This window comes from Leptolyngbya sp. UWPOB_LEPTO1, from assembly GCF_017302695.1.
Taxonomy (GTDB): domain Bacteria; phylum Cyanobacteriota; class Cyanobacteriia; order Leptolyngbyales; family Leptolyngbyaceae; genus Leptolyngbya; species Leptolyngbya boryana.
In genome coordinates this window covers 111,969-135,090 of the sequence record NZ_JAFLCJ010000009.1, presented here as the reverse complement: position 1 = coordinate 135,090, position 23,122 = coordinate 111,969, and the positions used below count along the sequence as shown (strand labels likewise).

25 protein-coding genes are annotated in these 23,122 nt (G+C 47.6%); 6 read left to right on the top strand and 19 right to left on the bottom strand.

Annotated features, from left to right (window positions below):
* Nucleotides 1-304 precede the first annotated feature (304 nt).
* The 5 genes from J0L70_RS15385 to J0L70_RS15365 all read right to left on the bottom strand — a co-directional run bounded on the left by J0L70_RS15385 (nt 305) and on the right by J0L70_RS15365 (nt 8,579).
* Nucleotides 305-4,687, bottom strand: a complete 4,383-nt coding sequence (locus tag J0L70_RS15385) for a PAS domain S-box protein (protein WP_287455192.1) — start codon at nt 4,685-4,687, stop codon at nt 305-307.
* Between the two features lie 167 nt (nt 4,688-4,854).
* On the bottom strand, nt 4,855-5,019 hold the full coding sequence (locus tag J0L70_RS15380; protein ID WP_017286615.1) for a hypothetical protein: 165 nt from the start codon (nt 5,017-5,019) through the stop codon (nt 4,855-4,857).
* Between the two features lie 422 nt (nt 5,020-5,441).
* Entirely contained in the window at nt 5,442-6,131 is a 690-nt protein-coding gene (locus J0L70_RS15375; protein ID WP_287455191.1) for a glycoside hydrolase family 24 protein, read from the bottom strand.
* A 65-nt stretch (nt 6,132-6,196) separates the two neighbouring features.
* On the bottom strand, nt 6,197-7,831 hold the full coding sequence (locus tag J0L70_RS15370; protein WP_287455190.1) for a dipeptide ABC transporter ATP-binding protein: 1,635 nt from the start codon (nt 7,829-7,831) through the stop codon (nt 6,197-6,199).
* A 49-nt stretch (nt 7,832-7,880) separates the two neighbouring features.
* On the bottom strand, nt 7,881-8,579 hold the full coding sequence (locus J0L70_RS15365) for a diacylglycerol/polyprenol kinase family protein (protein WP_287455189.1): 699 nt from the start codon (nt 8,577-8,579) through the stop codon (nt 7,881-7,883).
* 198 nt (nt 8,580-8,777) lie between these two features.
* On the opposite strand from J0L70_RS15365, the gene J0L70_RS15360 reads away from it, so the two are divergent.
* Together J0L70_RS15360 and J0L70_RS15355 are read left to right on the top strand one after the other, a co-directional pair.
* Nucleotides 8,778-9,002 (top strand): DUF433 domain-containing protein, encoded by a 225-nt coding sequence (locus J0L70_RS15360; protein WP_017286619.1) that lies wholly within the window; start codon nt 8,778-8,780, stop codon nt 9,000-9,002.
* Nucleotides 8,999-9,340 (top strand): DUF5615 family PIN-like protein, encoded by a 342-nt coding sequence (locus J0L70_RS15355; protein ID WP_287455188.1) that lies wholly within the window; start codon nt 8,999-9,001, stop codon nt 9,338-9,340. Before J0L70_RS15360 ends, J0L70_RS15355 begins: the two co-directional genes overlap by 4 nt.
* A 38-nt stretch (nt 9,341-9,378) precedes the next feature.
* On the opposite strand, the gene J0L70_RS15350 is transcribed toward J0L70_RS15355, so the two are convergent.
* From J0L70_RS15350 to pedR, 8 genes are all read right to left on the bottom strand, one after another.
* Complete coding sequence (locus tag J0L70_RS15350; protein WP_287455187.1) at nt 9,379-10,203, bottom strand: slipin family protein; 825 nt, start codon at nt 10,201-10,203, stop codon at nt 9,379-9,381.
* Between the two features lie 92 nt (nt 10,204-10,295).
* Nucleotides 10,296-11,222, bottom strand: a complete 927-nt coding sequence (locus J0L70_RS15345; RefSeq protein ID WP_287455186.1) for a branched-chain amino acid ABC transporter permease — start codon at nt 11,220-11,222, stop codon at nt 10,296-10,298.
* A complete protein-coding gene (locus J0L70_RS15340; protein ID WP_017286623.1) occupies nt 11,219-12,169 on the bottom strand; it encodes a branched-chain amino acid ABC transporter permease in 951 nt (316 codons plus the stop codon). The genes J0L70_RS15345 and J0L70_RS15340 overlap by 4 nt, the downstream gene beginning before the upstream one ends.
* Before the next feature lie 41 nt (nt 12,170-12,210).
* Nucleotides 12,211-13,395 carry an ABC transporter substrate-binding protein gene (locus J0L70_RS15335; protein WP_190653562.1) on the bottom strand — a complete coding sequence of 395 codons (1,185 nt, stop codon included), beginning with the start codon at nt 13,393-13,395 and terminating at the stop codon, nt 12,211-12,213.
* A 64-nt stretch (nt 13,396-13,459) separates the two neighbouring features.
* On the bottom strand, nt 13,460-14,170 hold the full coding sequence (locus J0L70_RS15330) for an ABC transporter ATP-binding protein (protein ID WP_287455185.1): 711 nt from the start codon (nt 14,168-14,170) through the stop codon (nt 13,460-13,462).
* Between the two features lie 36 nt (nt 14,171-14,206).
* Nucleotides 14,207-14,971, bottom strand: a complete 765-nt coding sequence (locus J0L70_RS15325) for an ABC transporter ATP-binding protein (RefSeq protein ID WP_017286626.1) — start codon at nt 14,969-14,971, stop codon at nt 14,207-14,209.
* A 59-nt stretch (nt 14,972-15,030) separates the two neighbouring features.
* A complete protein-coding gene (locus tag J0L70_RS15320) occupies nt 15,031-15,291 on the bottom strand; it encodes a hypothetical protein (RefSeq protein WP_287455184.1) in 261 nt (86 codons plus the stop codon).
* Nucleotides 15,288-15,557 (bottom strand): photosynthetic electron transport-dependent transcriptional regulator PedR, encoded by a 270-nt coding sequence (gene pedR, locus J0L70_RS15315; RefSeq protein WP_017286628.1) that lies wholly within the window; start codon nt 15,555-15,557, stop codon nt 15,288-15,290. Before pedR ends, J0L70_RS15320 begins: the two co-directional genes overlap by 4 nt.
* A 167-nt stretch (nt 15,558-15,724) precedes the next feature.
* Between pedR and J0L70_RS15310 the strand changes: the two genes are divergently transcribed.
* Nucleotides 15,725-16,231, top strand: coding sequence for a DUF2396 family protein (locus J0L70_RS15310; protein ID WP_190653559.1), 507 nt, complete (start codon nt 15,725-15,727; stop codon nt 16,229-16,231).
* Between the two features lie 63 nt (nt 16,232-16,294).
* On the top strand, nt 16,295-17,125 hold the full coding sequence (locus tag J0L70_RS15305) for an Rpn family recombination-promoting nuclease/putative transposase (RefSeq protein WP_287455183.1): 831 nt from the start codon (nt 16,295-16,297) through the stop codon (nt 17,123-17,125).
* Nucleotides 17,126-17,186: 61 nt separating this feature from the next.
* Here J0L70_RS15305 and aroF read toward each other — a convergent pair whose 3' ends face one another.
* The 6 genes from aroF to J0L70_RS15275 form a co-directional block, all read right to left on the bottom strand.
* On the bottom strand, nt 17,187-18,248 hold the full coding sequence (gene aroF, locus J0L70_RS15300; RefSeq protein ID WP_017286631.1) for a 3-deoxy-7-phosphoheptulonate synthase: 1,062 nt from the start codon (nt 18,246-18,248) through the stop codon (nt 17,187-17,189).
* 101 nt (nt 18,249-18,349) lie between these two features.
* The gene (locus J0L70_RS15295; protein ID WP_017286632.1) at nt 18,350-18,892 is read right to left on the bottom strand and encodes a PAM68 family protein; all 543 of its coding nucleotides are present in this window, start codon (nt 18,890-18,892) and stop codon (nt 18,350-18,352) included.
* Between the two features lie 6 nt (nt 18,893-18,898).
* Nucleotides 18,899-19,168, bottom strand: coding sequence for a 30S ribosomal protein S15 (gene rpsO / locus J0L70_RS15290; protein ID WP_017286633.1), 270 nt, complete (start codon nt 19,166-19,168; stop codon nt 18,899-18,901).
* 66 nt (nt 19,169-19,234) lie between these two features.
* On the bottom strand, nt 19,235-20,830 hold the full coding sequence (locus J0L70_RS15285) for an alpha-amylase family glycosyl hydrolase (protein ID WP_287455182.1): 1,596 nt from the start codon (nt 20,828-20,830) through the stop codon (nt 19,235-19,237).
* Nucleotides 20,831-20,868: 38 nt separating this feature from the next.
* Nucleotides 20,869-21,537, bottom strand: a complete 669-nt coding sequence (locus J0L70_RS15280) for a 4'-phosphopantetheinyl transferase family protein (protein ID WP_287455181.1) — start codon at nt 21,535-21,537, stop codon at nt 20,869-20,871.
* Complete coding sequence (locus tag J0L70_RS15275; protein ID WP_287455180.1) at nt 21,534-22,205, bottom strand: DUF2834 domain-containing protein; 672 nt, start codon at nt 22,203-22,205, stop codon at nt 21,534-21,536. The genes J0L70_RS15280 and J0L70_RS15275 overlap by 4 nt, the downstream gene beginning before the upstream one ends.
* Nucleotides 22,206-22,246: 41 nt before the next feature.
* On the opposite strand from J0L70_RS15275, the gene cutA reads away from it, so the two are divergent.
* Both cutA and J0L70_RS15265 read left to right on the top strand, forming a co-directional pair.
* Complete coding sequence (gene cutA / locus J0L70_RS15270; protein ID WP_190649162.1) at nt 22,247-22,573, top strand: divalent-cation tolerance protein CutA; 327 nt, start codon at nt 22,247-22,249, stop codon at nt 22,571-22,573.
* Nucleotides 22,543-23,055 (top strand): GNAT family N-acetyltransferase, encoded by a 513-nt coding sequence (locus J0L70_RS15265; protein ID WP_287455179.1) that lies wholly within the window; start codon nt 22,543-22,545, stop codon nt 23,053-23,055. Before cutA ends, J0L70_RS15265 begins: the two co-directional genes overlap by 31 nt.
* Nucleotides 23,056-23,122: the final 67 nt, after the last annotated feature.

Sequence of the window (23,122 nt, the reverse complement as noted above, 5' to 3'; positions counted from 1 at the left end):
ATAAAAAACCCTGGTCAGAAACCAGGGCAAATAATCAGGGTGCATCTACCAATTCACTCTTCTGACTGAGGAGATTCAATCCGGAAGATTTTCAAAAAATGGCAATAAAAAACCCTGGTCAGAAACCAGGGCAAATAATCAGGGTGCATCTACCAATTCACTCTTCCCAATCGGGGCAGATCGTCCGGACAAATCATTCGATTCTTGTGAAGACAGTTTCAGCCTGGCGTTGTACTTCATCCGATGCCTGGAAGTCAATTTCAAACGCTCCCGGTCTGGTTCGAGATGCCTGATGTGAACCACCTTACAAACAGGCATTGAGTTGATTCTGGGCGAGGGTTACTACTGCTTGAACTAATCGTTCTGGGTCAAGAGGCTTTGTGATGTGGCGTTGAAACCCGCTGCTGATTGCCCGTTTGTGATCGTCCTCTCTCGCATAAGCAGTTAGCGCGATCGCAGGAATCTGCCCCCCTTGCGTGGGAGGTAATGCACGGATCGTTTGAATCAATGTATAGCCATCAACTTCAGGCATCGCAATATCGCTCACGAGCACAGTCGGTTGAAAAACTTCTAAATTTAACAGCACCTCTGCCGCAGAAGCAACGGTTAAAACATCTGCACCGTATTGGGTCAGTAGTGCTGTTAACAACTCACGGGCATCTGGTTCGTCATCGATCGCCAGCACGCGAATTCCTGTCAGGTCAAGTTCCTGTTGTGGAGATTCATCTAGCGGCTGAATCTCCGGTGTAACGTTGAGGAGAGGCAGTTGGACAGTGAACGTCGCGCCTAGCCCTTCCCCGAGGCTGTGCGCCGTGATAGTACCGCCGTGAGCCTCGACCAATTGACGAACAATTGCCAATCCGAGTCCAAGACCGCCATATTTGCGCGTGATCGAAGCGTCTTCCTGTTGGAAAGATTCAAATAGGTAAGGCAGAAAGTCTGAGCTGATGCCTTTGCCGGTATCTTTGACGGTGATATGAACTTCAGTGCCCACCTGTTGAAGCTGAACGTCTACGCGCCCACCTTGAGGCGTGAATTTGATCGCGTTGGACAACAGGTTCCAGACAATCTGCTGAAGCCGGGCAATATCTCCAAAGACTTGTCCAACGTTGGGTAGGACAGCCCGTAGCGAAATAGATTTAGCAGCAGCGGCCGCACTGACGGTGCCGATCGCTGCTTCAACGGCGAAAGATAGATTGGCAGCAGCCATATTTAGGCTCAGCTTGCCACGCAAAATTTTAGCGACATCCAGCAGGTCATCAATGAGTTGCGTCTGCAACTTGGCGTTGCGCTCAATGGTCGCGAGGGCTTCAGCAGTTTTAGCAGTGTCTAACCTGCCCAATTGCAGGAGTTTAGTCCACCCCAAAATGGGGTTCAGGGGCGATCGCAATTCATGAGAAAGTACAGCTAGAAATTCATCTTTGATCCGATTAGCCCGTTCGGCTTCTGCTCTGGCAGCCTGTTCGCGCTGAAGGAGCTGGTCGCGTTCGGTCTCCGCCTGTTTCTTCTCGGTAATGTCACGCACCGTTCCAATAAAGCGAATCACCTCTCCATCTGAATTGCAAAAAGCTTTTCCTTTCGCGGCGACCCATCGTTCAATCCCGTCTTCAAGCCCCACGGTGCGATATTCAATGTCGTAATCACCGCTGCTCTCAGGATTGAACGATTGCAGCACGACTTGATGAGTGCGATCTCGATCGTCTGGATGCAGTCCTGCTAGGAAAATGTCATAGTCAATGTTGGCTGTGGGCGACATGCCAAATACAGCTTTGCACCGATCGTCCCATTTCATAACGCCCGTCTTCGGATTCAAGTCCCAAGTGCCGAGTTGGGCTGACTCAATGGCGATGCGGAAGCGGTCTTCACTCTGGCGCAGGGCTTCTTCGGCAAGTTTGCGCTCAGTGATGTCTTTGAAGAGAACAGCCACTTTCCGCTCATGAGGAAGCCCAACGCGATAGGCATAAAGGTCGTACCACCGCTGCAACGCTTCAGCCGAATTCTCAAATCGGACAGGGGTTCCGGTTTGGGCAACACTGCCATAGATTTCAAACCAATGATCCTCATGGTGCGGAATCAGCTCGCGCATCCGCTTGCCCTGGACGTCATAAAGCCCGCACTGTCTCTCAAACGCCGGATTCGTTTCTAAAAAGATGTAATCGACGGGCTGATCGTTCTGATCAAAGATCATTTCAATGACGCAAAAGCCTTCGTCCATTGATTCAAACAGAGTACGATAGCGCTCCTCAGAGCGCTGCAACGCCTCCTCAGTTTTTCTGCGTTCGGTAATATCGACGAGGGCACCCGGAAAAGCGATCGCCTTTCCATTCGCATCATATTCAACCTGTCCCCGAGCAATCACACAGCGTTCTTCTCCGTCAGCATTCAGGACACGGTACTCTTCGGTGTAGGTTTCGCCAGTTGCGATCGCATGTTCAATGCGGGCAACAATGCGATCGCGATCGTCGGGATGAATGCCGTTTAGAAGAGCCTCTAGGGAAACACCTGTGACCGCTTCCTCAGGATCAACGCCGAACAGATGAGCAAAATTGCGATCGGCAGCAAACACATCCTCAACGATATTCCAGCGCCAGGTGTAGATCGCCCCCGCCACCAGAGCGGCTTCTAGCTGAATATGGGCTTCTTGCAACGCCAGTTCTGCCTGTTTGCGATCATGAATATTGACCACAGAGCCGATATAGCCTTTGAATTCCCCATTCTGCCCAATCCAGGGGCTAGCGGCATCGATCGCCCAACAATATTCACCATCATGCCGGCGCAACCGATATTCCAGTTGAAAAGCCATTTGCTGCTCTAAGGCATTCAGGAAGATAACTTTAGAAAATTCGCGATCATCGGGGTGCACAGCCTCCAGCCAACCGAATCCCAACCCTGTTGCTTCGGTTTGCCCGGTGAACTTGTACCAGCGCTGGTTGAGATAGGTGCAATATCCAGTAGAATCCGTCACCCAAATCTTCATGGGTGCGTGGTCTGCTAAGTTGCGGAATCGTTCTTCACTGGAGCGCAGATCGGCTTCTACCTGCCTGCGCTCTGAGATATCCATATCGACCCCAGTCATGGCGACAGGATGACCATTGGCATCATAGAAGACCCGCCCTAAGCTCAATGCCCAACGCACTGCCCCGTCGGGCTTGATGAAGCGAAACTCAATGTTGTAGTCTTGCCGATCATAAATCGCGCGATGAATGGCTTGGTCAACCCGGGTCAGATCGTCAGGATGAATCATGGTTCTGAACGTTTCATACTGCCCATCAAAGCTGCCGGGAGCCATGCCAAGTAAGCCCTCTAGACTGGTAGACCAATGAATTGTGCCAGTCTGAATATCCCAATCCCAGCTGCCCAACTGAGCAGCTACCATGGCCAGTTCAAGGCGTTTCTGGCTTTGCTGCAGGGCGATATCCATCCGCTGACGGTTCGCAATTTCATCTAATAATCTGGCTTCTAGCTGCTTCTGGTCATCAATATTGGTAATCGTGCCAATCCAGCCTGTGATTTGACCTTCACCGTCTCGGGTGGGTACGGCTCGGCAAATAAACCACTGATACTCACCATCCCAACGACGAAAGCGGCACTCTATTTCAAAAGGCTCTCCTGTTGCGATCGCAGTTCGCCACACCTTCAAAGCCTGATCTCGTTCATCGGGGTGGACAGCATCGGCTCTAGCGACTCCGATCGACTCTGCATCACTCATGCCAGTGTATTCGTACCAGCGCTGATTGCGGTAGGTCACAACGCCATTGGCATCGGCAGTCCAGATCATTTGGGGCATCGCTTCGGCAAGTTCGCGGTAGCGCTGCTGACTCGCTTTGAGGGCAAGTGCATCTCGATGACGCTCGGTGATATCCAGAAAAGCGCCGATTACGCCTCGAATTTGGTTTTGGTCGCTCTGCAGGGGCGTTGCGTAGCACAGCAGTTGGCGCAGGGTCCCATCCGACAGCAGAATATCAAATTCCACATCGTTCACCTGTTTACCAGAACGACCCGCAATCTGCATCGGCAGATCTTCAGCAGCGATTTCTACTCCATGGCGGAAGGTTTGATAAGGGGGCTGATTGGCAGCGGACGCACTCTTCGAGATATTGTCGTCAGAGGTAACCCCGAGTAACTGCCGCAAGTAGGCGTTGCTGTGCATGTGCGTACAGGCGGAATCCGTTGCGATCGCGACTCCGACTGGCAAAATATCCAGCAGGGTTTGCAGTTCAACGACCCGATCGGTCAACTCCTGGTTAAGCTGTTGCAGTGCCTCGATAGTCTGGTGCTGACGCTGTTGACACTCCCGACGGAGTTCGGCATTTGCGATCGCACTTTCCAGCGCCCGACACAAATCCTCAGAGGTGAATCGATCTCTGACTAAATAGTCCGCTGCGCCATTCCTAAAAGCCTGGACTGCACTTTCTATATCTTCGTCATCAACCACCACAATTGGCGGGCAACTATTGCCCATCTGATGCTTTAGCTCCAGTAGCAACGTATTGCTGCTGGAACGGGAATGAAGCTCTAAGAGAATGCTGTCAATTTTCTGCGATTGCGGCAGAGGCAACTCTAGAGCATTGTATTGCTTTGAGAGAATTTCATATGTCACCCTCCTATCGTGCTGTAACTGCTGTCGATACTTGATTACATCATCACTCGAGGCAGCAATTACAAGAACGGTTCGGTGTAGTGACATACCTAGGATCCAGCCTGTGAAGCGAAAGGAGAACGACCGAAGCGACAGAATCTAAAACTTTCTGTAGTCGTTGCCTAAATTTTAACAGTTTTAAATTGCGACAACTTTGGCGCTTCAAGTCCTCTACTACCTGCATCCTTCTGAATCAATTCCGAGACCCGTGCTCCTCATGCAACAGAGGATGTTGGGATACAATCACTCGCTTTGAACCAAGATTTTCTGCCGCCCTTGACTTTCACTAAGACGCGATCGCGAAACCAAATCGAAGCCGGAATCACCACACCTTCGCGTCCATCGGGCAATCTGACAGCAGTACCTGGAACAAGGCTCATAGAGTTCTCCAAACAATCAAGGAATTGAAAGAAAAAATGGGTAACACCATCAACTCACTCGCCTCCTAAACAGTTAGGCAAGAGTTAACATTTCGCCTAACAAGCGAGTAGCGAGTTATTAAGAAAATCTAAATAGTGTCTAGTAGTTTACCGAATTCTCTGTACCGACTCTAGAGCGTCTTAACATTAGTTTATGTAAGACATTAGCCAAAGTAATACTTTATTTTCAGCAGAATGATGGAGGATATCACTCATTGCGGTTTGCAAGTTCGTCGAATCAGTCACGCGATCGCTCATCCCTCTGAACCGCTCATTCAACAGGGTCAGTCAATTGACTGACTTGATTTGTAGTCTGTAATCTCAGATGTGCGATCGCGCTGAACTCGCAATTCAGTTTCATAGAATTCTGCAAGCCAAGTAACTTACCGAGATTGCAATTCTTGTTGCAGAACTTTCTGATAGATCCTTGGCAACTCGTCACTCATCGAATTGTCTTCGATTCCATAGCCCAGGCTTGTCCACGTTCCTGATAGCATTTTGAGAACAGCATTGACTTGACCTCGCTTCAATAATTGGCGAATGTCGGCTCCCCATGCACTGGAGTCGCTGAGCCACCGATACACCACTTCATCTTGGTACTGCGGCTCAAAACTATAATCTTGCCAGAATAAGAAACCTCCAGGAGCCGGATGATACCGTTTTGCTTGGGCTTGCCAGGTGGTTGTGATAAATTGATAGCGACCTGCGGCGGTTGTGCAATTGCCCATATTTGGACCATTGACGATCGTGATACAGCGATCAGGATGGGTACTCAAATCCTGAATGCGATCGCCCCCGTAGAGAACACTGTAGGGATTGCGGACATTCGACTCGCTCGCAGAAATTGTTCGCATCAAAGCACGAATGTAGGGATCGCCTCCCTGCATGACTAAAGGCGCATCCGATCCGCGTTCTGCACTGTCAAACCAGCGTAGTGAAGGTTGTTTCCCCTGCATGTGCCCGATGAAGATGACGATCGCTAATAAAATCAGACTGCGAACCAGCCAACTTCCAACACTCTGTTCTAAAGTATCCGGTTTCGGTAAGGTCTTTTTTGAGTCCGTTTTGGTCATAGAAAAAGTCACGCACTGCAAAGCATTCTAGCTTCGATTCCCTGAATTGGTAGATTATTGGCAGATTAACCCGTCATTTTGTTCAATAGGGGTGCTGCGCCGAGAAGTGATTGAGTATAGGGGTGTTGAGGCGATTTGAACAGGGCTTGAGTCTCACCCAGTTCGACGATTTTACCGCCATGCATCACCGCAATGCGATCGCAGAAATAGCGGGCGACCCACAAATCATGAGTGATGAAGAGATAAGTCAGATCGAATTCTTCCTTCAAATCTTGCATTAATTGCAGGACTTGAGTTTGAACGGTCGCATCGAGCATACTGACAGGCTCATCGCAAATGACTAATTTGGGACGAGTAATTAGGGCACGTGCGATCGCAACGCGCTGCTGCTGTCCGCCGGAAAGCTCTCCAGGATAGCGATTGTAAAAAGATTCAACTGGCGTTAACCCGACTCGCTCTAGAACATATTCGACTTCCTGCTTTGCTGCTTCAGGAGTTGCAATCTTGTGAATTAGGAGCGGATCAGCAATGCTTTCGCCGATCGTCATGCGCGGATTGAGACAAGCATGTGGATCTTGAAAGATCATCTGAATTTGACGGCGCTGGTGTTGAAGCTGATCACGATTCAGTTGCGTGAGATTTTGACCTGAGAATTCTACTTTGCCGCTCGTTGGACGGAGCAATTGTAGGATGGTTCTGGATAACGTACTTTTCCCACAGCCTGATTCCCCGACTAAGCCTAAAGTCTCACCCGGATAGAGTTCAAGATTAATGCCATCGACAGCTCGAATCGTCCGATCTTCTTTATCAAATAACTTTGAGATGAAATTTGATTCGATCGTATAGTGCTGTTTGAGATCAGATAATTGCAAAATCGGTGCAACACTTGAGCAATCAGCACTCACAATCGTCTCTGCATCTTTCTGCAAATGCAAAGCAGAATGCAGGAGTGTCTGCGTATACTCATGCTGCGGATTCCGAAAAACCGATTCAGTTGAACCAGTTTCAACAATTTCACCGTCATACATGACTGCAATGCGATCGCAGTATTCTGCCACCATTGCTAAGTCATGTGAAATCAGAATCAGCGCCATGTTTCGCTCACTGCATAAGCGAGTCAGCTCTTTGAGAATTTGGGCTGAAACGGTGACATCTAAGCTTGTAGTTGGCTCATCTGCCACAATCAATTTGGGATTCAGCAGTAAGGCAAGAGCGATCGCAACTCGTTGCCGCATACCGCCGCTAAATTCATGAGGATACTGCGACCAGCGATTTTCAGGAATACTGACCGCTTTTAAAGTCTCGATCGCTCTCTCTTTAGCTGTTTTGGTTGAAAGATGCGGCTCGTGTGCTTTTAAGGTTTCGAGACAATGATCGCCGATCGTCATTAAAGGATCGAGCCGGGTCATCGGATCTTGGAAAATCAGCGCAACTGCTTCTCCCCGAAAGTGTCGAAGTTCGGTAGGAGACATGTCTAATACAGATTTGCCTTGAAATTTGACCTGTCCTTGAATCTGTGCAGAATCGGACAAGAGCCGCATTGCTGCGCGTCCCAGGGTGGATTTGCCACAACCAGATTCACCCACGAGTCCTAACCGTTCTCCAGGCTGCAAGACGAACGAAACATTCTCGACAACGGCATTCTGTCCGACTTGGTAAGCAACTGAGAGGTTTTCGACGGAGAACAGCGGCTCGTTCATGAATTTGGCGCGTAGTTTTCGATGAAACCCACTTTAACCGATCTTCTCGCTACAACAGATTTTGCGTTAGAAAAAATGCGATCGCAGCAGACATAATTGGCACCGTCAAATTATCAATCCCAAATTTTGAAAAGGCTTCTAATCCAGCAGCACATAAACCAACTAGCAGCGAAATGAGCCAGATTTGCCAAACATTTCCAACTGTCGAAAGCAGAATCAAGGCGCAGACTGAAAAACTAATGGCTGCCATTGCGGATGATCCTTCCCAACTTTTTTTCATGTCCCAAAGTCGGTAAGAATGCTTGCCAAAGCGCTGTCCAATCAGAGCCGCAAATCCATCTCCCCAAGTCATAACCAGAATGCCGATCGCTGCGAATTCCGGCTTTCCTACCGTCCAAAACCAAGCCGCTAGCACCCCAATACTGACCGCGTAGAAAAAAGTTCCAAAGCTTTTCCGTCCGATGCTGTTGATATTCGGCAGGATTGGAAAATAGTAAGACAAAAGGGTGAGAATGCTAAAGAAAATTGAGGCAGCGATGATTATCCACATCGGAATATTTAACCACCAAGCAATCAAAATGATATTGCCTGTACCAATGTGAATCACTTTGCGAACGAGTTCATTACGATCGGGATTGAAGTGATTGACGATCGTGGCACACAAACCCACAATCAACAGCCAGAGCGTTGCGATCGTCAATTGCCCAAATAAGGAATGTGTCCAGCCAGAAATCACGATATTTTTCAACTAAGGCGATTCTCTAACTTTATCGGGTTTCGTTTCTCGATCGACGATTCTTTCAGAATGCGATCGCAGAAATGATGAAATGCTCCTGAAATTTGGACAAGGAGGGTAAAGTTACGGTAGGCACTCGTCGTCAACACCACGCAGAATTCAACGAACGCACTTCTCGATAAAAACTTAATTTTATAGAGGCTGTATCCAATGTCAGACTTACTTAAACGAATCACCGTGAATCCTAAGCAGTGTGGGGGTCGCCCCTGTATTCGTGGCATGAGAATTCGAGTGTCCGATGTTTTGGATTTATTTGCAGCAGGGTTAAGTGCTGAACAAATTTTGGAAGAACTGCCTGATCTGGAAAGAGATGATTTAAGAGCAGCACTTGCCTACGCTTCACGTAAAGTCAACCACCCTGTTTTAGTCGCGTGACAACGATTTGGATCGATGCCCATTTGTCGCCTGCGATCGCAACTTGGATTACAGGCAGATTTGGAATTACCGCGATCGCTTTACGGGATATCGGCTTGAGAGATGCCGAAGATCCCGAAATCTTTGAGGCTGCAAAAGCTCAAGGCGTTATATTCATGACTAAAGATAGCGATTTCGTGGATCTCGTTGAACGTTTGGAAGCACCGCCACAAATTATTTGGTTAACTTGTGGCAATACATCAAATGCCCGTTTGCAGGAAATTCTAAGCTCGACTTTGCCTGATGCATTAGAGTTATTGAAATCTGGCGAAAAGCTAGTAGAGATTAGCGGAGAGTAACTCATCGATCGCCTGTAGAACACATTTCAGCGATCGCCCTACTCCTTCTCCTCCTTCGGCACAAACAGCACCTCTGGATTAAACGGTTGAGCCTGCCCATTCGCAAAGCTAGGCTGAGGGGATTCTGCCAAGCGTCTTGCAGCATTAATGAAATCTGACGGCATCATCACAACCGTTGTCGTATTATTCTCCGCTCCAATCTCAGTCAGCATTTGCATCCGTCGCAACTCTAACGCTGCCGGATTCGCGCTAATCAATTGAGATGCTTCCGCAAGTTTTGCTGAGGCTTCTTGTTCCGCCGCTGCTTTGATAATCCGAGCACGCTTTTCACGGATTGCTTCCGCTTCTTTCGCCATTGCCCGCTGCATACTGGCAGGGATTTCTACATCTTTCATCTCGACTCGCTCGATCACAATTCCCCACGGTTCTGTGATTTCATCGACGATTTCTTGAACGCGAGTATTGATCTGGTCGCGATTTTGCAACACGTCATCCAAAATGTTCTGACCCACGACATTGCGAAGAGTCGTCAGGGCAACTTGATAGACGGCGATTTCGTAGTTCTCAACGCGGTTAATCGCTTTTGCTGGATCAATAATGCGATAGTACAGCACGGCATTGACGCGAATCGTAACACTATCCGCAGTTACGGTTTCTTGGGGTTCAATATTGACAGTTTTCGTACGGATATCAATCTGCACTTTCTGATCGACAAAGGGGATAATCCAATACAAACCTGGTCCCTTCGTTGCTTTCGTTCGTCCTAAGCGGAAAATCACACCTCGCTGATATTCACGATCGAGCTTGAGTCCATTCGCCGACAAAATCAGTAGTGCTAAAACTAGGGTGATGACGCTGCCCATATCTTTGTCCTGAGAAAAGATAGTTCTGTTCTATCACTTGCGATTCAGACCCTCTCAAAACATAACTTTTTAGTTAACTTTGGTAAATGTTGTTAACGGCGCTTCAGTTTCACCCGACTTAAAAGCTCTGGTGTCACCCAACCTTGCGGAAAAAAGATACTGCCAATCACGATTAGCAACCCAAAGATAATTAATCGCCCATCCCGCAAAAGCTGTGCCAATGCGATCGGTAAATTGGGCAGATCCGCGATCGCTCTTAAAACTTCTGGCAATGCAGTAAACACCATTCCACCCAAAATCGCACCGAGAAACGATCGCGATCCACCAATCAGCACAAATGTCAGATAGATAATACTGGCATCAAACGTGCCCTGGCGAGCATTCCAGGTATTGAGGAAGTGAGCATAGACGACTCCAACCACTCCCGCCAAAATTGCGCCCAAAGTAAAGGCTAAAACTTTGTAGTAGGTGGGATTAATGCCCACTGCATCTGCTGCTAGCTCATCTTCTCGAATCGCTGTAAATGCTCGCCCAACTCGAATATTTTCGAGCCGATAGACAAAAGCAGCACTGAGCACCAATAACGGTAAAGCAATCCAAAGATACTCAATCCGAGATGCAAACGGTTGAGGAATGCCAAAAATCCCCACTGCTCCACCCGTGATGTCTAAATTCAGCGATAGCACGCGGAGAATTTCGACAAACGCGATCGTTGCAATTGCCAAATAAATTCCCCGCAATCTCAGTGCAGGAATACCAATCAAAACGCCCAAAATACCACAAGCGATCGCAGCAACTACCATTTCTAAGAGCAACAGTGGAATGGGAAATAAGCTACCCGAAGTCGGAAAAATTCGAGTTGAGCAAATTGCTGCAATGTATCCCCCCAATGCATAGAATCCGGGGCTTGCTAAGGAAAGTTGACCCGCCATCAATGGCAGATACAACGATAAGCCCAGCATTGCACCCAATACCATTGAGACAATGAGAAAATCATAAGTCGAAATAAAATCAATCATACTTTTTGAATCAATTTGCGACCAAGTAAGCCTTGAGGACGGATGAGCAGCATCAGAAACAAAATGCTAAAAGCAACCGCATCTTTGTAAGCCGAATATTCACCCGGAACAAAAGCTTCAATCAACCCAATCAGCAAGCCACCTAAAACCGTTCCAGAAATACTGCCTAAACCGCCTAAAACAATCACGGCGAGTCCTTTCAAGCCAAAACTAATCCCAAAATAAGGACCTGCAATTCCCACGCTCGATGCCACTAATGTGCCAGCAATTCCACCCAGAAAACCGCTGAGAAAAAATGTGCCAACGATAAAGCGATCGCTATCAATTCCCAGTAAACTTGCAGTCGTCGCATCCTCTGCAACGGCTTTCATCGCTTTACCGAATTTAGTAGCATTGATCAGATAAACCAACACTGCCAGGATGAAACCTGAAACCCCAAAAATCACAATTTGAACACTCCGAATTGGAATCGGGGCTTGATCTGTCCCAAAGTTCACCGCATCAGGCAAGCTGCCATACGTTTCCGCTGGAAATGTATAGATCTCAGCACCAACAAGGTACTGAATCACATTCACAATCACAACAGCGACCCCTAAACTTGAAACCACCGTCAGTAAGGGGTCGGCTCCTCTGCGTCGTAGGGGACGGAAAGCAATGCGTTCGATCGCTAAACTGACAAAGCCCGTCAAAATCCCGCCTAAAATCATTGCCAGTACAAACGGCAATTGAATCGGCAAGGCTGCTAAAGCCAGCAATCCATTCGTACCAAAAGCTTGCCCCATCAGCGCATAAGTAAAATAGGCTCCGAGGGTAAAAATTGCGCCGTGAGCAAAATTGATAATGCCCAGAATCGAAAAAACGAGCGTGTAGCCTAACGCGAAGATCGCATACACGCTCCCGATCGACAAACCATTCAACAGATTTTGCAGCAGGATAGTGAAAGACACGAGTTTAAGGTTTAGAAGGTGAATTAAGAGCCGTTTGCCGATTACTTGAGAAACTCAAATCGTCCAGTCTTGCCATCGGGTGACATTTTCACTTGAGCCACATAGAACGCTTGCTGAAAAATTTCGCCTTCAGGATTAAAAGAAATTTGTCCGATCGGCGTGTCATAGTTTCCTTTCAACAGTGTTTGATTGAGTTGAGTGCGAACCTCATTTAACGATTTTTTCGTATCCACTTGCTTCAACGCTTCTACAAAGACCTGAACGGCTGTAAATGCTTGCGCCGAAAATTGGGGTGGTTCTTTCTTAAACTGAGCTTGATAGGCTGAGCGAAACGCTTTATTCACTGCACCTGGATGTTCAGGACTATAAGCTTGAGCAATCAGAATGCCATCACACAGCGCCTGACAAACCGGAAACACATTCGATGTATTCAATCCGTTTCCGCCAATGATCAGTCCTTTGTAGCCGAGTTGTCGTAACTGTTTAACTAAGTTCCCACCATCTGCTGCGAGTCCCGAAATAATCACCAAATCTGGTTTAGCATTAATTCCAGCCGTGGCTTGCGTCTGAAAATCTGTATCCGTGGTTTGAAACTTCTGCACCGTTACGAGTTCTAAGCCTTTATCTTTCACAGTTTGCTGAAAGATTTCTGTTTCTGACTTACTAAATGCATCATTCTGAGCAAAGAAGACTGCGACTCGTTTGATATTGGGATTTTGCTTCAGCGCGGCTTGCACAGAGTTAGGCGCAACGACCGCCACCGGGGCAGACACTCGCGCCACAAAATCGCCAATTTGTGGAATTCCCTTGGCAGTATTTGAGGGGCCGAGAACTGGCACTTTCGCATTATTCGCGATCGGACTTGCAGCAAACGCCTGTTGCGATAAAGTCGGCCCGACAATTCCGACGACGCGATCGCGATTAATCAACGTCTGAAACGCATTGATCGCCCCTTGTTCATCCCCTGCTGTATCTTGCAGAACGATTTTGATCGGCGTACCATTCACACCACCATTGTCATTAAAATATTTTTCTGCAATCTTCACGCCTGCCACTTGTTCTTGTCCAAGTAAGGCAACGTTGCTCGTCTGCGCAATGCCAACTCCGATCGGAATCGCTCCAGAAATCGTTCCCCCACCAGAATTCGATCCTCCAGAACTACAAGCCGAAACTGCGATCGTGAGAGCAAACAATACGATCGAACGACGGGAAACAATAGATTTCATAGCACACGTGTAATTTTGAATTGCAGACAAAATTCGTCCTTAGAGTTGATTTACCACGTTTTGATTACCCTAAGTAAGCTTGTTTTACACGATCGTCGCCCAATAATTCTGAAGCGTTTCCAGAAAGCGTAATGCATCCGGCTTCTAAGACATAAGCGCGATCGCTAATTTGTAACGCTAAATTTGCATTCTGCTCCACCAGAAGAATCGTTACGCCTGTCGTTTTCAACTGGGCAAGAATCGAAAAGATTTCACGCACGATCGTCGGCGCTAAGCCTAAACTGGGTTCGTCGAGTAACAACAATTGAGGACGACTCATCAAAGCGCGCGCGATCGCCAACATTTGTTGCTCACCCCCACTGAGCGTCCCGGCAAGTTGATTGCGCCGTTCTGCGAGTCGAGGAAAGAGTTGAAACTGCCGCTCCATATCAGCTTTGATTCCAAACCGATCTGAGCGAATATAAGCCCCGAGTTCTAAATTATCCAGCACGGTTTGTCGGGCTAAAACTCTTCTGCCTTCTGGACTATGAGCGATGCCTAACTTGACGACTTCGCTGGCACGACGCTGCGTGATGTCTTGTCCGGCGTAGATAATTTTGCCGCTGCGGACTCCTACAATTCGAGAAATCGCCCGCAGCGTCGTGCTTTTTCCTGCGCCATTGGCTCCGACTAGGGTGACGACTTCACCGGGATTGATCTGAATGTCGATCGCTTGTAATGCCTGAATACCACCATAATTGACGCTGAGATTGATCAGTTCGAGCAAAGGAGACATAGGACAGCTAGAAAAGCAAAGTGACTGTATTGTCGCCTATTCGCCGCCTAAATAAGCTTCAATGACCGCTCGATCATTGCGAACCTGAGCCGGATCGCCCATTGCAATCAGTTGTCCAAAATCCAAAACGGCAATGCGATCGCACAATCCCATAACCAAGGGAACGTGATGTTCGATCAATAAAATGGTCAGGTTGAAGCGATCGCGGATTTGACGGATAAATTCACTCAGTTGATGTTTCTCATTCAAATTCATCCCCGCAGCAGGCTCATCGAGCAATAACACCTGCGGCTGAAGCGCTAAAGCTCTGGCAATTTCTAAGCGGCGTTGTTCACCATAGGGCAAATTGCGCGATTTCTCTTCAGCGCGATCGCTCAGTCCCACCAATTCCAACAGTTCTAAAGCCGCTTGTCGAGTCGTCTGTTCTTCCTGAGCGGCGGCTCCGATCACCCCTTGAAGTAATCCACTACTTGTTTGCAGATGTCGAGCAATCATCACATTTTCCAAAACGGATAAGTTGCTAAACAATCGAATATTTTGAAACGTCCGAGCAATCCCTTTCGCGGCAATCTGATGCGGACGGAGCTTAGAAATTTCCGTTCCGTTGTACAGCATTTGCCCGCTCGAAGGGGGAATCATCCCCGTCACGAGATTAAACAAAGTGGTTTTCCCGGCTCCATTCGGCCCGATCAACCCAAAAATTTCTCCGGGATTGACTGAGAAACAAACCGCATTCACTGCGACTAATCCACCAAAGCGACGAGTCAGTGATTTTGCTTCGAGTACCGGAGAAGAAACCATCTTCATTTCACCCTTTGGAATTGATTGCCGCGAAGTTATAGATTGCCTTATGAGCAGCGCTAAGCCTGAGCAAGGATTGTCCAAGCCCCAAAGCGATCGCCATAATACGCCAAGATTTTTTCAACCTGGGCACGGGCTTCGGAACTCGCGGGTTCTGAGAATTGAATTTCTAAACTTCCCACTTGGCTCAGCGTGTAATCAAACTGCTTCGAGGTTTGCGGGGTGAGTTCCGTTTGAACCCCCTCTACCTGAGATAAATGAGCAGCGACCTCACGATACACTGCTAACGGCAATTTGGGATTTTGAACCGAATAACTCATACCGCTCCGTTATAAGGGGGCAAGGGACAACAATTGACATCATCTAGGCAAACCTTGCCCCACTGCAATGCCCAGCGCACTAAGGCGACCCGGTTTTCCGTTTCGGTCTTCGTGAGAATGTTACTGATGTGGTTATCGACAGTTCGCTTACTGATTTCTAGTTTTTCGGCAATGTCTTGGTTCGTCAAGCCAGCAGCGACCAATTCAATGACCTGCAATTCACGCTCTGAAAGAGGCGCTTGTGCCTGAGATTCGCCCTCTGCCATATCGATAGCCCTGCGCTGTGTATATGTACTTATCCATCTATTCTAGGTGGAATTGCTCAATCCGCAAATGGAATCTCCTGATAGCAAGGATTAAAGGAATTAGAGGAATCCCAATGCTCAAGATGAAAATCGTTAGACTAGACAAAGTGATTTTCTGAGGCTGGATCATGCAGCATCCAAAAACGAATGGGGTTCACGATCGCAAAACGTTGAATACACAAGAAGCCTTTCCTTGCCCAATTTGTCGGCATGGGCAGATCGAAGCGTTGACCTTGATGGATGCATTTGCCTGTAATTTCTGTCGCCATATTTTCACAACGAATCTCAAAGAGCAAACGGTACATGTGGAGGACAGTTCGCAACCGATGACCTGGCGCTGGAATGGGCGGAAATGGCAGACGGTCAATCAGACAGATCTGGACTTGTCGATCATTATTTGGATGGTCGGACTTGCGCTGGTCGTTTTGCCCCCTAGCTTGATCTGGCTACCCTCGAAGATTTTTGTGCCATTGGATGGGGATTCAGGAGCCTGGTTTCCGACGTTCTGGATCGCGTTGACGTTTGGGCTGCATTTCACGTTTGTGGCTTGGCTGATGGCGGAGCATTATCAATTGCCGTTTTATGTCGCAGGAAAGGTAAGAATTCGGCGCTGGCTAGAGCGGTTTTCGTCTTGAGTCAATCTTGCAGGAAGACAAATAAATCAGTACAGTTGATCGAGTAAATTTGCAGATTGCTGTATGCGGCGCGATCCAATTTTTTATCAAATGTTCCAGCGTTCTCCTCAACTGCTGTTTGATTTGATCGGCGATCGTCCTCACAATGCAGCAAGTTATCAATTCGATTCTGTTGCCGTCAAAGAGCCAAAGTTTGAAATTGATGGGGTCTTTCTCCCACCTGAATCTGAACCTGGGATCGTTTTCTTTTCTGAAGTGCAGTTCCAAAAAGATCAAACGCTTTATGAGCGATTGTTTAGCGAATCCTCGCTGTATTTTTATCGCAATCGATCGCGTTTTTCTGACTGGCAGGCTGTGATTATTTATCCTTCACGCTCAATTGAGCAAGATGATATTCATCCGCATCGGTCTTTGCTCAATGGCGAACAGGTGCATCGCGTTTACTTAAATGAATTAGGTGAGATTCGTTCATTGCCGGTTCCAATCGCTGTTGTAGTCTTAACGATCGTCAAAGAAGAGCAAGCCGCAGATGAAGCGCGATATTTGCTGACTCGTACACAGCAAGCGGACTTCCCTGATCAAGAGCGCCAGAACATAATAGATGTTGTGACCTCGATTATGCTGTACAAATTTTCCAGTTTAAGCCAAACGGAGATTAGAGCAATGTTGGGACTAGATTTGACTGAGGAACCAAGAGCGATTCGGGAAGCAAAGGAAGAAGGAGAACGATCGCTGATTTTCCGACAACTGACCAAGAAAGTGGGACAGCTTGACGAAGCAATGCGGAGCCAGGTTGCGACTCTATCCTCTGAACAGCTTGAGCAGTTGGGTGAAGCGTTATTAGATTTCGCAACAGTTCAAGATTTAAAGACTTGGTTCTCTCAGCAAGACTGAACTTTGCATAAAAAATCCTCAGGTGTCAAAGACACCTGAGGACTGCTTTCAAATTTTAAAATTAGACACCGACAGGTTGACGTTGTTCAGTCCAGCGTCCGAGGGGTTTACCAACGATCGCTAAATCGCGCATCAGCTGATCAAACGCATCGGGAGTCAGAGATTGCGGCCCATCAGAGAGCGCTTTCTTCGGATTCGGGTGAACTTCGATCATCAGCGAATCGGTTCCAGCGGCGATCGATGCCATTGCCATTGAAGGAACGTATTCAGCACGTCCAGTTCCATGGCTCGGATCAATCATGATCGGCAGGTGAGTCAATGTTCTCAGCACTGGAATCGCAGAGAGATCGAGCGTGTTACGAGCATATTGGCGATCGAAGGTACGAATTCCACGCTCACACAAGATTACGTTCGGATTTCCAGCAGCAAGAATGTATTCTGCCGCCATCAGCCAATCTTCGATCGTTGCGGCCATACCCCGCTTGAGCAGAATCGGCTTGTCTTGTGCACCTACTTTCTTCAACAGCGAGAAGTTCTGCATGTTGCGCGCACCGATTTGGATCACGTCTGCAATTTCTGCCAACGGTTCGAGATCAGAAGCATCCATCAATTCGGTGATGATCCCCAATCCGGTTGCTTCACGGGCAGCAGCCAATAATCCTAATGCGCTTTCACCATGACCTTGGAATGCATAAGGAGACGTTCTCGGCTTAAATGCACCGCCTCGGAGGAATTGAGCACCAGCCGCTTTGACGCGCCGTGCCGTTTCGATGATCATTTCCTCATTCTCAACCGAGCAAGGCCCTGCAACTGTGACGATCGGGTGATGCTCTCCGATATAAACCACACCATTGGGAGTCGGGATGGCAACTTCACTCGCTTCACCATTGCGGTACTCGCGGCTTGCGCGTTTGAAAGGTTGCTCAACTCTTAAAACTTGTTCAATCCAAGCGCTAGCTTCTTGGATTTGCAGCGGATCCATTGCGACAGTTTCACCAACTAGCCCGATCACAACTTTGTGCTTACCGACGATCTTTTCCGGGCTGAGTCCCCAACTGACGAACTCCTCAGTGAGGCGAGCAATTTCGGCTTCTGGGGAGCCAACCTTCATAACCACAATCATGTTAAAAAATCCTGCTGAGTGTATTGATTCTGTAGCGTGCTGATTGAGCTAGAATCCGCCCTGATCAGCAGTGCATTTTTCATCGTAGCCTGATCGATTGCCTAATTCTCGCTGCGCGGTTGCTTTTGTCGCGCCCGTGCTTCTTTCCAGGCTCCTGCTAAGCGACCTACATTCGTTGTAAATTCGCTCGCTCCAACGAGTCCGCCGACTCGATCTTCATCCCAAGAGGCGGATAGCACACCGTAGGACAATCCAATCACCCCTAACCCAAAAAAGAGCATACTCACCAGCACCACGGCAACATTCGGCAGTTTGTAAATGCCTTGGGTGACGATGAAGTAGCTGACCACAAATGTAGCGATACCCAGCGTGGTTGGAATGCCGCAAAAAAACGCCATCCGTCGCGCCATTCGTTGAGTCACAACTTCCGGGATGGGGGCTGGGGCTGGGGCAGCAGGTCGAGCGGCTGGCTTCTTCACCGAGGTTGGTCGTTTCTCGATTAGACCAGATTTGCCCGACGACTTCGTGCTGGCTTTCTTTTCGGGTTCGGGCGCAGGTTTAGCAGGCTTCGCTGCTTTCTTGCGTCCTGGCTCGAAAGGTAGGCGCTCTGGTTGGGGATCAGGGGTATTGGATTCGGAAGCCATTGATGATTAACCCCGGATGCCGAGGCGCGCAATGAGTTCGCGGTAGTGTGCAGCGTCACCTTTTTGGATGTAGGCGAGCAGACGCTTACGCTGACCGATCATTTTCAAAAGTCCGGTGCGGGATGCGTGGTCTTTTTTGTTGCTGCGGAGGTGAAGGCTGAGTTTGTTGATCCGCTCGGTGAGGATGGCAACTTGGACATCAGCCGATCCGGTGTCGGTTTCGTGAACTTGATATTGGGTGATGATTTCTTGTTTGCGCTCTTGTACCAGTGCCATTACGTTGTCCTGAATTGCGATGAATACGGCAGTTTACAATATTATCACAGCAATTCGAGAGCCGGATCATTGGAGCAAAATTTTGGCGCTAAACCTGGGGAGGTCGATCGCGTTAGGGTCAACCTCTTGTCCATCGCTCCAATTTGTCCAAGTTCCATCGGCAGGAAAATGGTCGATCGCATAATTCTCAAAATCTTGATCTGAGAAATTGGCAATCACGACAACTCTTTCTCCTGCATCATTCCACCGCACATAGGCTAAAATTTTGCCATTTTCATGGAAAAATTCAAGATTGTCGCTGCGTAAAGATGATTTCTCGTGCCGAAGGGCGATCAGGCGTTTGTAAAATTCAAAGAGATTCTGATTTTTCTGAAGCAGTGACCAATCGAGTGGGTTGGGTTCGGTTGTCGTTTCAGTTTTGTGCGTATCTTGTCCAAACTCGTCCCCCATCCAGAGCATGGGAATTCCAAGGGCAGTGAATTGAACAATTGCACCGAGTTTGATGCGATCGAAATCAGAAATGCTAGCGTCTTGCAATTCGACGATCATGTGTTCGCGATCGTGGGTTGCGAAATAGTTAATCACAGAAGTCGCACTTGCATATCCTTGCGGCTGAGCAGCGATCGCGGATTTGAATTCGTTAAAGTCGATGTCTTTGCCAATCAGGAGATCTTTGAGAAAGTAGCGAAAGCTTTCATGCCAGCAGGCATCAAAAACCCCTTGAGGTTTACAGATTTCGCTAGAGTCGGGAATGTGTTCTGCAATGTGAAAGAAAGGCTTAGGAACTTGAACCTGCTCAAAGAGCCAGCCGAAAAATTCATAGTTCGCAAGTTGGCGAACGGCATCGTAGCGGATGCCATCAATGTGATATTCACGAGTCCAGAATTGCACGATATCCCTGACATAGTTCCAAGTCGGGCGGATATCGCGATCGGGGTCATAGTTTTCGTAACTGAGTTCTGGCCCCCAGTAGTTCGCATCGTCTTCAGGATAATGTCGATCGTGGTAGTACCAATAATCTCGATCAATTAGCAATAATGGGCTTTCTTCATGCGTGTGATTGAAAATACAGTCGATGAAAACACGAATTCCACGCGCATGACAGTCATCGACAAAGGATTTGAAATCAGCAGGTTTGCCATAGCTACTTTCTAGAGCAAAAAAGTGTTGAGGCATATACCCCCAACGGTAATCGCCAGCATATTCCGTAATCGGCATCAGCGCGATCGCATTAATGCCTAATTCACTGAGATAATCGAGCTTTTCTAAGGCTTGTTTGAATTTCGTCGGATCAGAAGGATCGGCACTACAAAAATCAGCAATGTGCATTTCGTAGAGAACTAAATCGCGATTATCGGGGAGAAAACTGTCGTCATGTTGCCAAATAAAGGTATCTAAGATGCGTTGCCCTTCTTTAATATGAACGATGCCATTTTGAGTTTTACGATCCATTTCTGTCATGTACGGATCGTTGGTTTCAATCCATTTATCTTGATGTTTAATGCGAAATTTATATTGATAATCACCATCTTTTAGCTCAAGCTGAACTCGGAAAAAGCCTGTTTCATCTTTCTCCATCGGAACGCCTTGCCAATCCGAAAAAGAACCAATAAGCTCCACTGCTTCGTTGCGAGGCGCGAAGAGATTAAACTCGATTGTCATATTGTTGAGGAGAGCATACTTTTTGGAGTATTGCTTGACTAATCAATCTCCTGCATCTCACCTGTGAGTGATTTAAAAGACTTCAATTCGAGAGATGGACAGTTTTGCTCAACTGCGATGGCGGCGGCAAAATCATCTTGAATGGATAGCTGCTGAAGATGCCATTTTCGCGATCGCGCTTCAACTGGAATCGTCTTCAGTTGGGCATTTTCAATCTCTAATTCTTTCAGTTTTGACAGTCCAGTTCCAATTGCTTTTAGAAACGCTTCTTTGCAAGTCCAGTACTGAAAAAATAAAGCATTATCAGCTCGAATTGCTTTGTACTCCGAAGGCAAAAAGAATCGCTGCACCAGAGACTCTAAATCATCCATCGGTCGAATTGCTTCAACATCAATTCCCACCAGTCGATCGTAAGTCACTGCATACAGAGCTAAATGCTGCGAATGCGCTAGATTGAATTGAATTCGCGATCGCTTGAGCGTCGGTTTTCCGTGTGAGCTATATTCAAACTCCAAAGCCATTGGATCAGTTTGAATATAGCGGGAAAGCAGCGATCGCAAAAACGATCGCCCTGCAATAAATCGTTTGCGATGCTGCTCAAATTTAAATCGATCGGCTCTGACTTGTTCATCTGCTGATAAGAGATGGAGTTGCACCTCGTCTAAGTTCACTTGCCAAATGTGGACTTCAGAATCGCCTAACTTCATACTGCAACTTGCTCAGATGGAACAGGAGTCGATTGCTCGATCGTGGGTGGACGCAATGCCAAATAAATCAACGCTCCAAAGAACGGGACGAATGACAGAATCTTGAACACTTGTGAATCAGTTAAACCACGTCGTTTCATATCGTCTTGCAACAGAATCGGAAACAATGCACATAATAGACAAAAATCTAAACTCATTACATGAATGAATCGGCTGGTCTGCCACTGTTGCACAAAGTTACTCCAATCGCCATTCATCACTCCGTAAAGAAATAAACCAATTCCGCTGAGTGCGATCGCGCTGCCTGTAATTCGAGAATCCAAAATCTTGAGTAGCCAATTTTTCTGTCCCTGAAAGGTCGGACTCGGCTGACGGAAAATCAAATACGGCAATAACGCAAATGCACCAGTACCAAATGATACAAGCGTAAACAGCCAAGCCGGAATTTTTTGCGATCGACCATCCAAGAATGTGATGCAACTATACGCCATCGGCAGAACGCCCATGATATTAAAGAGCGCCACAATCAAAGGATTCACCCCTGCGATCTTTCCGGTTGAAAGATTGGCAATTAAATCAAACGTGTCAGGCTGCTGAGGAGGAGCAAGCGTGAACGCATAGCTCACAAAACCGATCCATACTAAAGTCAACAGGATTTTTTTGCTCATGGCAATTACACTGAAAGTCGCTAGGGTTCATTTTTAAGCTTATGACACAATCAGAGTTCGGAGTGATTTTAGTAACCGCAAGCTCAAAGGCTCAGGCGGAAATGCTAGCGCGATCGCTGGTTGCTGCGAAATTAGCAGCCTGCGTAACACTCCTACCCGTACAGTCCGTCTACACTTGGCGAGAGGAGATTCACCAAGAAGAAGAATGGCAATTGGTCATTAAGTCAAAACTCGATCGCTTTGCTGAACTCGAAGCGAAAATCCGTGAACTTCATTCTTACGAAGTTCCTGAAATTATTGCTCTCCCGATTGTTCAAGGATCACACCCTTATTTGCAATGGATTTCTCAGCAGGTTACGCCGCAATGATTCGAGATGCTGTTGAAGCTGATTTACCCGCCATTGTTGAAATCTATAATCACGCAGTTGCGGCAAAAACCATTACGGCTGATGTTGAACCTGTATCAGTCGAAAGTCGATTAGATTGGTTTCGATCGCATTCTCCCGATCGCTATCCTTTATGGGTTTTAGAGCGAGACAATCAGATCGCAGGCTGGTTTGCGTTTCGCATGTATTACGGTCGAGAAGCGTATCGATCGACGGCTGAAATTAGCTTGTATGTTGCACCGAAATTTCATCGACAAGGCGTTGGGCAGACTTTGCTCAAACATGCGATCGCACAATCTCCAAACCTCGGCATCAAAACTTTGCTTGGCATTGCTTTTGCAGAAAATACGCCCAGTATCGAATTGCTGAAAAAATTCGGCTTTGCCCAATGGGGATATTTGCCCGAAGTTGCTCAATCCTGGCAGCGCGATCGCGATGTGATTATTTTGGGACGAAAGATTTAAGTTCGCAATAAATTCCGTAATGCCACCGATTGTTCAACTGTGTCATCTTGGACGAATTCCGCCATAA

What these genes read in the sequence shown, in the direction of transcription:
- J0L70_RS15320 (WP_287455184.1), bottom strand. Translation starts at nt 15,291, where the DNA reads ATGAGTTATTCGGTTCAAAATCCCAAATTGCCGTTAGCAGTGTATCGT.
- J0L70_RS15350 (WP_287455187.1), bottom strand. Translation starts at nt 10,203, where the DNA reads ATGGGCAGCGTCATCACCCTAGTTTTAGCACTACTGATTTTGTCGGCG.
- J0L70_RS15345 (WP_287455186.1), bottom strand. Translation starts at nt 11,222, where the DNA reads ATGATTGATTTTATTTCGACTTATGATTTTCTCATTGTCTCAATGGTA.
- cutA (WP_190649162.1), top strand. Translation starts at nt 22,247, where the DNA reads ATGACACAATCAGAGTTCGGAGTGATTTTAGTAACCGCAAGCTCAAAG.
- J0L70_RS15385 (WP_287455192.1), bottom strand. Translation starts at nt 4,687, where the DNA reads ATGTCACTACACCGAACCGTTCTTGTAATTGCTGCCTCGAGTGATGAT.
- J0L70_RS15265 (WP_287455179.1), top strand. Translation starts at nt 22,543, where the DNA reads ATGGATTTCTCAGCAGGTTACGCCGCAATGATTCGAGATGCTGTTGAA.
- J0L70_RS15335 (WP_190653562.1), bottom strand. Translation starts at nt 13,395, where the DNA reads ATGAAATCTATTGTTTCCCGTCGTTCGATCGTATTGTTTGCTCTCACG.
- rpsO (WP_017286633.1), bottom strand. Translation starts at nt 19,168, where the DNA reads ATGGCACTGGTACAAGAGCGCAAACAAGAAATCATCACCCAATATCAA.
- J0L70_RS15275 (WP_287455180.1), bottom strand. Translation starts at nt 22,205, where the DNA reads ATGAGCAAAAAAATCCTGTTGACTTTAGTATGGATCGGTTTTGTGAGC.
- aroF (WP_017286631.1), bottom strand. Translation starts at nt 18,248, where the DNA reads ATGATTGTGGTTATGAAGGTTGGCTCCCCAGAAGCCGAAATTGCTCGC.
- pedR (WP_017286628.1), bottom strand. Translation starts at nt 15,557, where the DNA reads ATGGCAGAGGGCGAATCTCAGGCACAAGCGCCTCTTTCAGAGCGTGAA.
- J0L70_RS15380 (WP_017286615.1), bottom strand. Translation starts at nt 5,019, where the DNA reads ATGAGCCTTGTTCCAGGTACTGCTGTCAGATTGCCCGATGGACGCGAA.
- J0L70_RS15360 (WP_017286619.1), top strand. Translation starts at nt 8,778, where the DNA reads ATGTCAGACTTACTTAAACGAATCACCGTGAATCCTAAGCAGTGTGGG.
- J0L70_RS15280 (WP_287455181.1), bottom strand. Translation starts at nt 21,537, where the DNA reads ATGAAGTTAGGCGATTCTGAAGTCCACATTTGGCAAGTGAACTTAGAC.
- J0L70_RS15310 (WP_190653559.1), top strand. Translation starts at nt 15,725, where the DNA reads ATGCAGCATCCAAAAACGAATGGGGTTCACGATCGCAAAACGTTGAAT.
- J0L70_RS15325 (WP_017286626.1), bottom strand. Translation starts at nt 14,971, where the DNA reads ATGGTTTCTTCTCCGGTACTCGAAGCAAAATCACTGACTCGTCGCTTT.
- J0L70_RS15330 (WP_287455185.1), bottom strand. Translation starts at nt 14,170, where the DNA reads ATGTCTCCTTTGCTCGAACTGATCAATCTCAGCGTCAATTATGGTGGT.
- J0L70_RS15305 (WP_287455183.1), top strand. Translation starts at nt 16,295, where the DNA reads ATGCGGCGCGATCCAATTTTTTATCAAATGTTCCAGCGTTCTCCTCAA.
- J0L70_RS15375 (WP_287455191.1), bottom strand. Translation starts at nt 6,131, where the DNA reads ATGACCAAAACGGACTCAAAAAAGACCTTACCGAAACCGGATACTTTA.
- J0L70_RS15295 (WP_017286632.1), bottom strand. Translation starts at nt 18,892, where the DNA reads ATGGCTTCCGAATCCAATACCCCTGATCCCCAACCAGAGCGCCTACCT.
- J0L70_RS15370 (WP_287455190.1), bottom strand. Translation starts at nt 7,831, where the DNA reads ATGAACGAGCCGCTGTTCTCCGTCGAAAACCTCTCAGTTGCTTACCAA.
- J0L70_RS15285 (WP_287455182.1), bottom strand. Translation starts at nt 20,830, where the DNA reads ATGACAATCGAGTTTAATCTCTTCGCGCCTCGCAACGAAGCAGTGGAG.